This window comes from Proteus vulgaris (genome assembly GCF_011045815.1).
GTDB lineage: Bacteria > Pseudomonadota > Gammaproteobacteria > Enterobacterales > Enterobacteriaceae > Proteus > Proteus vulgaris_B.
Genome location: NZ_CP047344.1, coordinates 3703494 through 3716033, shown reverse-complemented (window position 1 = coordinate 3716033; position 12540 = coordinate 3703494). Strand labels below are relative to the sequence as shown.

General features: G+C 38.3%; 13 protein-coding genes. 11 read left to right on the top strand and 2 right to left on the bottom strand.

Going from position 1 to position 12540, the window contains the following annotated elements:
- From GTH24_RS17495 to hycI, 5 genes are read left to right on the top strand one after another with little or no spacing between them, the layout of a single operon-like run.
- A complete protein-coding gene (locus GTH24_RS17495) occupies positions 1-1734 on the top strand; it encodes an NADH-quinone oxidoreductase subunit C (RefSeq protein WP_072069033.1) in 1734 nt (577 codons plus the stop codon).
- Between the two features lie 11 nt (positions 1735-1745).
- The gene (gene hyfH, locus GTH24_RS17490) at positions 1746-2300 is read left to right on the top strand and encodes a hydrogenase 4 subunit H (protein ID WP_036934329.1); all 555 of its coding nucleotides are present in this window, start codon (positions 1746-1748) and stop codon (positions 2298-2300) included.
- The gene (locus tag GTH24_RS17485; protein ID WP_072069032.1) at positions 2297-3079 is read left to right on the top strand and encodes an NADH-quinone oxidoreductase subunit B family protein; all 783 of its coding nucleotides are present in this window, start codon (positions 2297-2299) and stop codon (positions 3077-3079) included. Before hyfH ends, GTH24_RS17485 begins: the two co-directional genes overlap by 4 nt.
- On the top strand, positions 3072-3482 hold the full coding sequence (locus GTH24_RS17480; RefSeq protein WP_072069031.1) for a formate hydrogenlyase maturation HycH family protein: 411 nt from the start codon (positions 3072-3074) through the stop codon (positions 3480-3482). Before GTH24_RS17485 ends, GTH24_RS17480 begins: the two co-directional genes overlap by 8 nt.
- Positions 3479-3979: a hydrogenase maturation peptidase HycI gene (gene hycI, locus GTH24_RS17475; RefSeq protein WP_072069030.1), complete on the top strand. Its 501-nt coding sequence runs from the start codon at positions 3479-3481 to the stop codon at positions 3977-3979. Before GTH24_RS17480 ends, hycI begins: the two co-directional genes overlap by 4 nt.
- 127 nt (positions 3980-4106) lie before the next feature.
- Here hycI and GTH24_RS17470 read toward each other — a convergent pair whose 3' ends face one another.
- Together GTH24_RS17470 and GTH24_RS17465 are read right to left on the bottom strand one after the other, a co-directional pair.
- The gene (locus GTH24_RS17470) at positions 4107-4478 is read right to left on the bottom strand and encodes a helix-turn-helix transcriptional regulator (protein WP_072069029.1); all 372 of its coding nucleotides are present in this window, start codon (positions 4476-4478) and stop codon (positions 4107-4109) included.
- Positions 4475-5890 (bottom strand): type II toxin-antitoxin system HipA family toxin, encoded by a 1416-nt coding sequence (locus GTH24_RS17465; protein WP_241253989.1) that lies wholly within the window; start codon positions 5888-5890, stop codon positions 4475-4477. Before GTH24_RS17465 ends, GTH24_RS17470 begins: the two co-directional genes overlap by 4 nt.
- Before the next feature lie 347 nt (positions 5891-6237).
- On the opposite strand from GTH24_RS17465, the gene GTH24_RS17460 reads away from it, so the two are divergent.
- The 6 genes from GTH24_RS17460 (at position 6238) to GTH24_RS17435 (ending at position 12476) form a co-directional block, all read left to right on the top strand.
- The gene (locus tag GTH24_RS17460; protein ID WP_072069028.1) at positions 6238-7227 is read left to right on the top strand and encodes a glycosyltransferase; all 990 of its coding nucleotides are present in this window, start codon (positions 6238-6240) and stop codon (positions 7225-7227) included.
- A gap of 402 nt (positions 7228-7629) precedes the next feature.
- Complete coding sequence (locus GTH24_RS17455) at positions 7630-9213, top strand: ABC transporter substrate-binding protein (protein ID WP_164526759.1); 1584 nt, start codon at positions 7630-7632, stop codon at positions 9211-9213.
- Positions 9198-10181 (top strand): ABC transporter permease, encoded by a 984-nt coding sequence (locus GTH24_RS17450; protein WP_164526758.1) that lies wholly within the window; start codon positions 9198-9200, stop codon positions 10179-10181. Before GTH24_RS17455 ends, GTH24_RS17450 begins: the two co-directional genes overlap by 16 nt.
- Positions 10178-10990, top strand: coding sequence for an ABC transporter permease (locus GTH24_RS17445; protein ID WP_164526757.1), 813 nt, complete (start codon positions 10178-10180; stop codon positions 10988-10990). Before GTH24_RS17450 ends, GTH24_RS17445 begins: the two co-directional genes overlap by 4 nt.
- Positions 10984-11781, top strand: coding sequence for an ATP-binding cassette domain-containing protein (locus GTH24_RS17440; RefSeq protein ID WP_072069025.1), 798 nt, complete (start codon positions 10984-10986; stop codon positions 11779-11781). Before GTH24_RS17445 ends, GTH24_RS17440 begins: the two co-directional genes overlap by 7 nt.
- A 59-nt stretch (positions 11782-11840) precedes the next feature.
- A complete protein-coding gene (locus GTH24_RS17435) occupies positions 11841-12476 on the top strand; it encodes an ATP-binding cassette domain-containing protein (protein WP_164526756.1) in 636 nt (211 codons plus the stop codon).
- The last annotated feature ends 64 nt before the right edge of the window (positions 12477-12540 follow it).

Here is a 12540-nt window from a genome sequence, read left to right as displayed (position 1 = left end):
GTGAGCTACCAAAATTATGTCAGTAGAAAAGAGGGAAAAGAACTAGGTGGAGATTATGTTGCCAAAGTTCGTGAAAAATTCCCATCAGCTGTTCTTGATGAAGAGCGACAAACCGCTGATCAATTGACGATAACAGTAAAAACAGAATCACTTCCTGAAGTGGTGGAATATTTGTATTACGGCTTAGGTGGTTGGTTACCGGTCTTATTTGGTAATGACGAACGTAGTTTAAACGGGGATTATGCCGTGTACTACGCATTATCAATGGAAGAGGGTGAAAAATGCTGGATTGTAGTTAAAGCCCATGTTAGTCCAATTACGCTAGAATTTCCGTCTGTAACACCGCGAGTGCCAGCTGCTGTTTGGGGTGAACGTGAAATCCGTGATATGTATGGCCTTATTCCCGTTGGTTTACCTGATGAGCGTCGTTTAGTGCTTCCTGATGACTGGCCTGATGAGATGTATCCATTGCGTAAAGATGCAATGGATTATCGTCAACGTCCAGCACCAACGACCGAAATTGAGACTTACCCTTTTGTGAATGAAGGTAAGCAAGATGCGCGTGTTGTACCTATCGGCCCTATGCACATTACTTCCGATGAGCCTGGACATTTCCGCTTATTTGTAGACGGTGAAAATATTGTCGATGCCGATTACCGCATGTTCTATGTTCACCGTGGTATGGAAAAGCTGGCTGAAACCCGTATGGGTTATAACGAAGTGACATTTTTATCAGACCGCGTGTGTGGTATCTGTGGTTTCACTCACAGCGTGGCCTATGTAACCTCGGTTGAGAATGCGTTAGGTATTGAAGTGCCACGTCGTGCTCATACTATTAGAACCATTTTATTGGAAGTCGAACGTCTTCATAGCCACTTACTCAACATCGGTTTAGCGAGCCACTTTACAGGATTTGATACTGGTTTTATGCAATTTTTCCGTATTCGTGAAAAATCAATGCAGATTGCAGAAATGCTCACCGGTGCACGTAAAACCTATGGCTTAAATCTTATTGGTGGTATTCGTCGCGATATCTTAAAAGATCAGCGCCTTAAAACTATTCAATTAATAAGAGAAATGCGTCGTGAAGTTACTGAACTTGTCGATGTTCTTCTCACTGCACCTAACATGGAACAACGGACTGTGGGTGTGGGTATTTTAGATAAAAAAGTTGCTCGTGATTTTAGCCCTGTAGGCCCAATGATCAGAGCTAGTGGTTTTAAACGTGATGTGCGTTTTGACCACCCATTTGCCGATTATGGCAATCTTCCGCTGACGCTCTTTAGCTATGAAGGTGGCGATGTATTCTCACGCGTTATGGTTCGTATTAAAGAAGTCCTTGATTCACTTTCAATGATTGAATATGCCTTAGATAATTTGCCAGAAGGCCCGTTATTAACAGAAGGCTTTACCTATCAGCCATATAAATTTGCACTGGGTTTTACAGAAGCACCACGCGGCGAAGATGTTCACTGGAGTATGTTGGGTGATAACCAAAAACTCTTCCGCTGGCGTTGCCGCGCTGCGACTTATGCTAACTGGCCTGTATTACGTTATATGTTGCAAGGAAATACCGTATCTGATGCACCATTGATTATCGGTAGCCTTGACCCTTGCTATTCCTGTACTGACAGGGTAACGCTCGTCGATGTGAAAAAACGTAAATCTAAAACAGTTTCTTATAAAGAAATTGAACGTTATAGCATCGAACGTAAAAATTCGCCGCTCAAGTGAGGGAATGAACGATGTTAAAATTGTTTAAAACCATAATCAAAACAGGCGAAGCAACAACAAAATATCCATTTAAACCACTGGATTTACCGGATGGTTTTAGAGGAAAGCCTGAATATGATCCACAGCAGTGTATTGTTTGTGGTGCTTGTACTGCGGCTTGCCCTGCCAATGCATTAACGATGGAAACCAATTTAGAAACAGGTGAGCGTCACTGGCAGCTGTTTATTGGTCGCTGTATTTACTGTGGTCGCTGTGAAGAAGTTTGCCCAACAAGAGCGATTGTTTTATCAGATATGTTTGAAACGGCAGTGACGAAAAAATCAGACCTTTATATAAAAGGAACGTTTAAGTTATTGAATTGCCGTGAGTGCCATCAGCCATTTACCCCTAAAAAATCCGTTGAATATGCGATGGCATTATTAGTGCAATCGGGTTGGGATGAAAATACCGTGGAAGCAATGCGACCACAATTTGAAACTTGCCCTGAATGTAAGCGTAAACATAACTTACTATCTGATGGCCGTGAAAATATTAGTATGGGCGAGATCGGGAGTACAATAAAATGAGTCTACCAGAAATTCCCATTAATCATCATGTTAGCCAACCAATCACCTTAGATGATCAGGTACAAAAGCTAAAGCAAACATTGTTGAAAGATATTCAGCGTTCAGCTTATGTTTATCGTGTTGACTGTGGTGGTTGTAATGGTTGTGAGATTGAAATTTTCTCTGCAATTACACCCGTTTTTGATGCTGAACGTTTTGGTATCAAAGTGGTAGCCTCACCTCGTCACGCTGATATTTTATTATTCACTGGCGCCGTAACGCGCCAGATGCGTGTTCCTGCATTACGTGCCTATGAATCAGCGCCAGATCCAAAAATCTGTATCTCTTATGGCGCTTGTGGCTGTGGTGGCGGTATTTTCCACGATCTGTATTGCGTATGGGGTGGTAGCGAATCTATCGTGCCTATTGATGTATGGATCCCAGGATGCCCTCCAACGCCAGCAGCAACTATTTATGGTTTTGCTGTTGCTTTAGGTTTGCTTGATCAGAAATTAAAAGGCGAATCACATATAGAAGTTGAGAATGAAAAAGCTTCACTTATTTTACCTTCTATTCCTCTTGATGCTCGGGTAATGATTGAGCGTGAAGCGCGTCGTCTTGCAGGTTATTACCAAGGAAGACAAATCAGTGATCATTTCTTGACGTTACTTGAAGGTGCCACAATTCAAGAAGTGAGTGGTCGTGTTGATGAATGGTTACGACAAGCTAACGATCCTCGTTTATCAGAGATTGTAAAACGCTTGGTTTACTCTTTAAGTCAAGGAGGCATATATGCCTGATGACGCTAAAGTTTACTTTTGGTCATTAAGACAAAAGTTTGTAGATAGTGATGATGATATTCCTGAACAAGCACAACAGGTGATGTATTACTCGCTTGCAATTGGCCACCATGTGGGAATGATTGACTGTTTAAAAACAGAGTTAGTCTGCCCTTTAGAAAAATATAAAGAGTGGATTGATTTATTACCTGAAGGTGAAGCTAAGCGCAAAATGCACGGATTACTGACATTTGGTGAAATCAATATTAACTCTGAGCATACTCACTTATTAGCGTTAGCATTTGATCCTATCACAAAAAGTGACGATCCTATTTTTAGTGAGTGGAGTCAAACGCTGATTAAATTACTGGGTGAGATCCACGCAGAACCGGCGATTTATTTGATAGTGAAGAGAAAACCATGAGTGAAGCAATGACAGCACCTAAAGTGGTATTAACGGTAGGCAATAGCATGATGGGAGATGATGGTGCAGGCCCTCTGCTTGCCGAGTTAATGGAAGCAAACCCCATTGATGGATGGATTGTTATCAATGGAGGAAGTGCGCCTGAGAATGTTTCTTACCAAGTAAGAGAGCTACAACCGCAATGTGTTGTCATTGTTGATGCTGCTGATATTGGTTTAAATCCGGGTGAGATCAGGGTGATAGATCCTGATTATATAGCGGAAATGTTTATTATGAGCACCCATAATATGCCGCTGAATTTTCTTATTGATCAATTAAAAGATGATATTCCTGATATCACTTTTCTAGGTATCCAACCTGATTTAGTCGGTTTTTATTACCCAATGACCGAAGCAGTAAAAAATGCCGTTGATGAAATTTATCAAGGTATCAAGTCTTGGCGAGTTGATTACTTTCCGGAGCTTGAAGTTTGTGATGAAGAAGATATCGAAGAATAAAAGTAGAACAAGTATCCAAAGATTATTCATATAGATAAAAACTAAAACATCCGCTTTGCGGATGTTTTTCGTTAATGAGTAATATAAGTATCATTAATTATAAAAAAAGTGTCTTTTGTAACTTATATTACTCATTAATATGCTCTTTTAGTAATGAAAGCAAAACATGAGGAGAATAAGGGATCAGCCCAATTTTTAATCCAAATGGTTTAAATACTTTATTAATTATATCAGCAGAGTAATTACCTTTGTCATTTTCTATTTCTGAGAGTGTTTTACGTGAAATATGAATAAGCTTAGCATAACGTTCTTGATTTAAACCTAATACTTTGATTCTTAGTATTTTCAATGCCTCTCCTTGGCTTATTTCTTCAAATAACAATTGAGACATCGTTTGGTTGATGACTTCTTTTCTATCCACTGTTGCTACAGATTGGCGTTTTTTGGATGCTCTGACAGGAATTGTATTGATTGGGCTTTTATGGTTCACATTATTCATGATAACAACCCCCAGCGTTCGAGCTTATTAGGTATAAAATCAAAACCAAATGAAGGCATTGTGAGGATTTGTGTCGGTACACCTCTTATTTCTAATCTTTCTTTTAATGTAATAAGTTGTAATGCCGTTTCTTTTAGCGCGTTGAGTAACTGTTCTTGAGGGATTAAATCAGATAACGAATTTGCAATATTAATAAAACTATACTCACCGCCCATTTCATTTTGTGAATTCCATTTTGTTGTTCTAGCAATTCCCTCTGGATCAGCTTTCATTGGTGCGAAATCATAAATAGGTGCGAGATAAATTGCGTTGTTATATCTTATAAAAGAAGTATTTCGTCCATGATTATCGCTATTACCAAAAATAATATTTAATAAATCTCGTCTTACCCACTCAATAATAAAATCGCTTGTATCAAATTGAAAACCAAATTGGGTAACCATATTACTTTGATTAATTTTATCAATTAATTCTCTGATGGCGGTTTCATGATATAGCGTTGTACCCGGTGCTTTATTCAACATGGAATAAACAGATTCCATCGCTAAACGAATCACTTCATTATTTTCTATTTTTATATCAAAACGAGGAAGCCATAAAGAAGGGTAATTATTCCCTTCTTCTAGGCGCATACCTTCAATGGAAATAGTATTAAAACCCATGGCTGTCAGTTCATGATAAAAATGATATTCTGCTCTTAAAATATCACAATCTATACTTGAGCGATTTCCTCTTGGAAATTTAACTAAATAATATTTATCGAGATTAGATGCATCATCTTGATAAGTATCAATCCACACTTCTTCATTTTTACTGCATCTTAATAACAACTTCGGTGCTTCACCTCCAGCACCGGTTGCACCACCCGCAGCAGCTCCTTTACGTTGTGCGTAATCTAGAAAATCGCTGGCTCTATTTTTGACATCATCAATAGTAAAAACAAGAGCCTTGTTTAAGCTGGAAGGTGTTGGTAATGACTCTTTTACACGTAAATTACCAATAGGTGAAATAGTACCATGATAAAGTAATTCATAATTTTGTTGTTCTACAGTCAGATTTGCAATATCAAGGTATTGGATCCAATATCTTCGACTTGCACCACTAGGCACAATATCATCTAAAAACTTAAGCCAACCCGGAGAGCCATTATCATCAAAATAAAGAGCAACAGGATGGTTAATAGAAACAGCGTAGTTATCATCCCGATAAAGGTAGTCCACTGAATAATTTGTTTCATACTCTAGTTCAGTGATTGGGTAGGTAATATCATACTTACTTGCATATAATGCGTGATCATGCTTGGGGAAATGAATAATAGCGATATCTCTCCATTCTTGAACGATAAATGCTTGTAATGTTATTTTTTCCATATTCACGGCCTCATAAGCAATAATGAGTGATATTTCACTCATTAAATCACAAAAAAGTAATTTTTGTAACTTATATTACTCATTGTTAAGTTATTCTATTGCTAATAACATCTATTTTCCTCTCTAACCTTAAGTTTTCCTTTAGCCATCTCTTTTAAAAAATAACGTTGCTTAACCTTTTCTTCATCGGGTATTTCTAAAGTTAACTATACTAATTCCTTATTAATAATGATTTTTGCTTCGAATTAGTAGAAAAGCCACTTTTTGTCTTAAATCTCAATATAGGATCGCATGAATAGCTTGATATGTGGGTAATGATGTTTGTTATCCTTAAGTCAAATGATGGCAATTAAATTTTCCTCTTACTAAGAATAAAAAAAAGGTTGGTTATGTCTTCTTTTGCGCCTCAATTAAGTATTGTTGTTGCTGTTTACAATGGCGAAAAATTCTTATCTCAGTTTTTTAGCTACTTACAAACACAAAAACTAGAAAGTTGGGAGCTTATTCTTGTTGATGATGGTTCTAAAGATAGTTCTCTAAAAATACTTAATGAATGGAAAGATAAATTCCCTGATGTCACTATTTTGACACAAGAAAACCAAGGCGTTTCTGTTGCTCGTAATACTGGTTTTCATGTTGCTCGTGGAAAATATGTCGCTTTTCCGGATATAGACGATGTTATCGATGCCAGAATGTATTCTCGTTTGCTCGAAATCGCTCTTGCTGATGATTTAGATATTGCGACTTGCAATGGTAATTATGTTTATGCCGATGGACGTCCTTCACGTCCTATTTTCCCATCTAACCGATTACATTCAACGGATGTTTTAACGGGACCACAGTGGTTAAAAATAGCATTAAACTCTAAAAAATTCTTACATGTAACTTGGTTGAATATTTATCGACGCGAATTTCTACTTGCACATGGTTATTATTTTGAGCCAGGCTTACATCATCAAGATATTCCATGGACAACGGAGGCATTATTAACTGCCAAACGTGTTAAATATATTGATGAGCGTTATTACGACTATTTTATTCACTCTGAATCTGTTTCTCATGCAACGCCTAATGATACTATTCATGTTCGAACTATTCATAATTACATGAAAATATTAGAGATGCTTGATGCTATTAATCAAAAGCATAAGGATATCGTTAAAAATATTAATGCATGTTATTGGCAAATTGCAAAAGAAGGTTTAGGAATTATTCATTCAATCGGCGCTATTCAATCTATTGAAGTTAAAAAACAAATAGTTAAAGAGCTTTTTGATAGAGGAATTTGGGCACTTATCTGGCAGAATGCAAAAGATTTTAGATTACGTTGGCGTTTAGGCCGGCGCTATTTTAAATTAAAGAAAATATTAAATTCATAATCACAAGAAGGCACAATAATGTGCCTTCTTTATTTTTAATACATATTAAATAAAATGAAATAATCTAATTTCGTTAAAAAGTCACTTTATTTCGTTTTGCGCTCACTGATAAATTCAATGATAAATATATAACTTATTTATTAGAAAAATACTGTGCACTTGCTAGAAGTTTGCCATAATGAGTAATACTGCTTAATAAAAGTTTATGTAAAATCAATAAACTGTCGAATATTATTCGAGTAGTTGAATGAAAAATTTTATTATGGTGTCACTGATTTATTCTTTATCTGCAATAATTGTAGAGCATCATAATTATCATTGTTATTTATCTTATTTCAGCCTCTTTTCTAATGGGATCAGAGACTGGAGATAAGTCGTATCTAAAAAATCGGAGAATGTTTTATGTCTATTCGGTTTGGTTGGCGGCAATCATTAGTAACTTTAACTTGCTTAGCCGCACTAAGCGTCCCTTTTGCAACATCTGCTCAAACGTTAAAACTGGCTATTGGCGAAGAGCCAACCGAAGGTTTTGACCCAATGTTGGGGTGGAGCCATGGTAGCTATTTACTTCTTCATAGCCCATTGTTAAAGCAAAATGCGGATCTCTCTTGGTATAGCAATATGTTAAGTGACTACCAGCCAAGTGAAGATGGCAAAACATGGAAATTAGCATTAAAACCCGATTTAAAATTTTCGGATGGCTTACCACTAACGGCAAAAGATATTGTATTTACTTATAACAATGCGGCTGCAAGTGGCGGTAAAGTAGATATGGGGAATTTTCTTTCTGCAAAAGCAGATGATGATTTACATGTCACTATTACCTTAAAAGCACCACAGAGTACGTTTGTTAATGTATTAGGTTCGTTAGGCATTGTCTCTGCTGATAAGTATGATGAAAAAACCTATGCACAAAAGCCAATTGGTGCAGGTCCTTATCGCATGGTCAGTTTCCAACCGGGCCAACAATTAATTGTTGAGGCTAACCCTTATTATGCAGGGCAGAAAAACGATTTTGAAAAGCTCATTTTTGTTTTTCTTGATGAAGATGCTGCCTTTGCCGCTGCTCAAAGTGGGCAATTAGGCATCGTTCGCATTCCACCAGCAACCGCGGCTATTGCTAAAAATTTACCTAATACAAAATTATGGGAAAGACCAAGTGTTGAAAATCGCGGTATTGTTTTCCCAATGGTAAAATCAGGTGAAAAGAATGCACAAGGCTATGATATAGGTAATGATATCACGGCTGATATCGCTATCCGTAAAGCTATAAATTATGCTCTTGACCGTAAATTACTGTCAGAACAAGTTCTTGATGGTTATGCGGTTCCCGCTTATACCGGTGTAAAAGGACTACCTTGGGATCAAACTGAAGCAGTATTTAAAGATGGTGATGTTGAAAAGGCAAAACAAATTCTTGAAGATGCAGGTTGGAAACTCAATAAAAATGGTATTCGTGAAAAAGACGGTTTAGAGGCTAAATTAACCTTGTGGTATACCAGTGGTGATGCGACACGTCGCGATTTAGCAGAGTCAGTTCGTGCATTAGTACAGCCCCTTGGTATTCAAATGGATCTTAAATCGGGGAGCTGGGATACCGTAGAGCGTTATATGCACTCAAATCCAACTTTATTTGGTTGGGGAAGTCTTGATCCTATGGAGTTATATCATCACTACAGCGAAAATGCAGCAGGTGTTGGTTATTATAATCCCGGCTATTATAAAAATCCTGAAGTGGAAAAACATCTGCAAGCAGCACTCGATGCTCATACATGGCAAGAAGCCGTTCCTCATTGGAAAGCCGTTGAGTGGGATGGTAAAAATGGCGTTGGCGTAAAAGGTGATGCTGCTTGGGCTTGGCTGATGAATGTGCAACACACTTACCTAACTAATCCTTGTGTTGATCTGGGTACAGGAACACCTGAAATCCATGGATCATGGTCATTATTAAATAGTGTAGATACTTGGAAGTGGACTTGTCAGTAATACGTCAAAGTGCAGGTTTTTTCCTGCGATTACTCTGCCTGCTGTTGGTGACAACAGCGGGTGTTTTTATTTTATTAAGCTTTTCACCGATTGATCCTATCAAGGCTTATATCGGCAGTGATCTCTTGAATGTTCCTCCTGAACAATATCCTTTAATCGCAGCACGTTGGGGAATTGATCAGCCTTTATGGATGCGATTTTGGCTCTGGTTTAGCCAAATCATTCAAGGGGATTTTGGCTATTCCATGCTATATAACATGCCTGTTATTGATGTTATTCGTGAGCGTGCTGGACCTTCCTTTATTTTACTTTTTTCAGCGTGGGTATTTTCAGGCGTTATTGGTGTTGTGATGGGATTAGTGGCTGGTCGATACCTTAATCGTTGGCCAGATAGATTTATTTCTACTTTATCTTATTTATTAGCCGCGTTACCGACGTTCTGGGTAGGATTACTGCTGTTATCTCTGTTTTCTGTCACCTTACATTGGGCGCCAATTTGTTGTGCGTGGCCAATGGGAAGTAGCGCCGAAACAGCAACGTTAAGCCAACGTTTTTCTCATCTTATTTTACCCATGATTGCGCTTGGATTATTAGGTACTGGGAATATTGCGCTACATACTCGTGCGAAAGTTGCCGAAGTGATGGGCAGTGAATTTATCCATTTTGCTAAGGCTCAAGGTGATAAAGGTTGGGCTATGATGCTATTTCATGTTCTACGTCATGCCATTACGCCTGCACTTTGCTTACAGTTTGCATCAATTGGTGAATTACTTGGTGGCTCTCTTTTGGCTGAAAAAGTATTTGCTTATCCAGGCTTAGGTCAAGCGACGGTTGATGCGGGATTAAGAGGTGACATTCCTCTCTTAATGGGGATTGTTGTTTTCAGCACTATTTTGATTTTCTTTGGTAATAGTATTTCTAACACATTATTAAGACGTATTAATAAAGGAATTTTGCGAGACTTATGATTTACGATCCCAACAAGCCTTTATTGAGATTGTTATTAGTTACCCTCGCACTGATAGGGTTAGTGGCTTACGGTTTTTCAGTTTCTCATACTGATATTGCAATGGATTTTTTGGCAAGAAACCAAGCGCCATCTGAGCAATATTGGTTTGGTACAGATAATCTAGGTCGTTCTTTGTGGTTACGTTGCTTTCAAGGGATGTTAAGTAGCCTCAATATCGGTGTGACAAGTGCCATTGTCAGTGGCGCAATTGCACTGATTTTTGCCGGTATCTCCTCGATCAATCGCTATTGTGATTTTTTTGTTCGAGGGGTTGTGGATGCACTTTTGGCATTACCACATTTGTTATTGTTGATTTTGATCTGCTTTACATTAGGGGGGGGGCAGCAAGGGGTGATTTGGGCAGTGGCATTAACTCATTGGCCTAAACTTGCGTTGATTTTACGAGGTGAAATTCAGCGTATCCGTGAAGCGGATTATGTGATGTTATCGCGTCGTATTGGCAATTCACCTTTTGAATGTGTAAAAAAACATTATATCCCCATGTTATTACCGCAGTGGATTGTGGGAACGTTACTGATGTTTCCTCATGCAGTATTACATAGCGCAGCATTAAGCTTTTTAGGATTTGGACAAGCAGCTCATGAGCCTTCTCTTGGTTTATTATTGGCTGATGCATTACGCTATTTAAGTACAGGTTCTTGGTGGATGGTGGTGTTTCCGGGATTGATTTTAATGTGTCTAGTATTGATTTTCGATCAATTTGCTAAAGCAATGCAACAATTGTGGTTAAGAGGAGCAGGATGTTAAGTTTTGAGCAACTATCCATTGATATTGCACAATTTCGTTGGCTAGGAAAACGAAATTGGCAACCGTTGCTAAAATCAATCTCTCTGGATATTAAACCGGGAAAGATGCTTGCTTTAGTTGGCGGTAGCGGTGAAGGTAAAAGCTTACTACTACAAAGCGCACTGGGGTTATTGCCTGCAAATATGCGAGTGCGTGGTGCGATCAAACTGAATGGGCATACATTGAGTGAGCGAGAGCTGATTGCATACCGTGGTAATACTTTTTGTTATATTCCTCAGGGCGTGACAGCACTTAATCCTTTAATTTGTATCGGTGAACAATTAAGCCGCTCAGCGCATTTGAGTGGTGCTGAAGTTACATCAGATGATATTGTGCAGCAATTAGGGCTTTATCATCTATCAGGCTCGTTAGTTAAAACCTATCCGGCCAAACTTTCAGGTGGTATGGCAAAACGTGTATTAGCCTGTAATGCAACATTATCTAATGCTCAATATATATTGGCTGATGAAATTACCTCATGGCTTGATGATGAGCATGCATGTCTGTTGCTTGGGCATTTAAGAGAGTTATGCAATCAGGGTAAATCAGTGCTTTGGGTAACACATGATTTAGCTCTTGCTGCTCGTTTCGCAGATACGATAGCGGTACTTAATCAAGGTGAGGTCAATGAAGTTATCCCTGCTACGGTGCTTAATCGTCACGAAGGTAGCGAATGGTTAAAAACACTGTGGAATGCATTACCTGAACAACAATTTATTAATACAAAAGAAACATCACTTAATCCATTATAATATTGTATTTTTAAGTCTTATTTTTATACATTTTATCTATTATTTCTGGAGTTATCTTTATGCCACTTTTAGAGTTAAAACAATTATCTGTTCAGCAAGCAGGTAAGATGTTATGGCGAGATCTCTCCTTTTCGTTAGAAGCAGGAGAAAGGCTGGGTATTTCAGCACCAAGCGGTACAGGGAAAACGACTTTAGGTCGAGTTCTAGCGCAGTGGCAAGCACCATCCAGTGGTAAGATCCTACTTAACCAAAAGCCTTTATCGACTAAAGGTTATTGCCCTATCCAATTAGTTCCTCAACATCCTGATAAATGCTTTAATCCTTTTCGAACAACTGGAGATAGCCTCCGAGATGCTTGGACGCCTGATGAAATTTGGTTTGAAAAACTAAGAATAAAACAAGAGTGGTTAACGCGTAGACCGAATGAATTATCTGGTGGAGAATTAGCGCGTATCGCCTTACTAAGGGCGCTTGATCCTCGTACTCAAATCTTGATTGCTGATGAAGTGACTGCGCAATTAGATGCGCAAATTCAAGCCGATATTTGGCGAGTATTAATAGAAGAAAGCCAAAAACGTCCTTTAAGCTTGATAATCTTTAGTCACAATAAAACGTTACTTGAGAAGGTTTCGACAAAAGTGTGGTGGGTTGATGACAATAAACAATTTACGACAACATCGTATCTTCAACAGTAATATCCATTTTATCTTCCCTATTTATTGTTTTTTCCACCGATAGATTACACTCCCTACCTAAAAA

Coding starts and splice junctions, on each gene's coding strand:
- hyfH (WP_036934329.1), top strand. CDS start 1,746: ATGTTAAAATTGTTTAAAACCATAATCAAAACAGGCGAAGCAACAACA.
- GTH24_RS17485 (WP_072069032.1), top strand. CDS start 2,297: ATGAGTCTACCAGAAATTCCCATTAATCATCATGTTAGCCAACCAATC.
- GTH24_RS17480 (WP_072069031.1), top strand. CDS start 3,072: ATGCCTGATGACGCTAAAGTTTACTTTTGGTCATTAAGACAAAAGTTT.
- hycI (WP_072069030.1), top strand. CDS start 3,479: ATGAGTGAAGCAATGACAGCACCTAAAGTGGTATTAACGGTAGGCAAT.
- GTH24_RS17470 (WP_072069029.1), bottom strand. CDS start 4,478: ATGAATAATGTGAACCATAAAAGCCCAATCAATACAATTCCTGTCAGA.
- GTH24_RS17465 (WP_241253989.1), bottom strand. CDS start 5,890: ATGAGTGAAATATCACTCATTATTGCTTATGAGGCCGTGAATATGGAA.
- GTH24_RS17460 (WP_072069028.1), top strand. CDS start 6,238: ATGTCTTCTTTTGCGCCTCAATTAAGTATTGTTGTTGCTGTTTACAAT.
- GTH24_RS17455 (WP_164526759.1), top strand. CDS start 7,630: ATGTCTATTCGGTTTGGTTGGCGGCAATCATTAGTAACTTTAACTTGC.
- GTH24_RS17445 (WP_164526757.1), top strand. CDS start 10,178: ATGATTTACGATCCCAACAAGCCTTTATTGAGATTGTTATTAGTTACC.
- GTH24_RS17440 (WP_072069025.1), top strand. CDS start 10,984: ATGTTAAGTTTTGAGCAACTATCCATTGATATTGCACAATTTCGTTGG.
- GTH24_RS17435 (WP_164526756.1), top strand. CDS start 11,841: ATGCCACTTTTAGAGTTAAAACAATTATCTGTTCAGCAAGCAGGTAAG.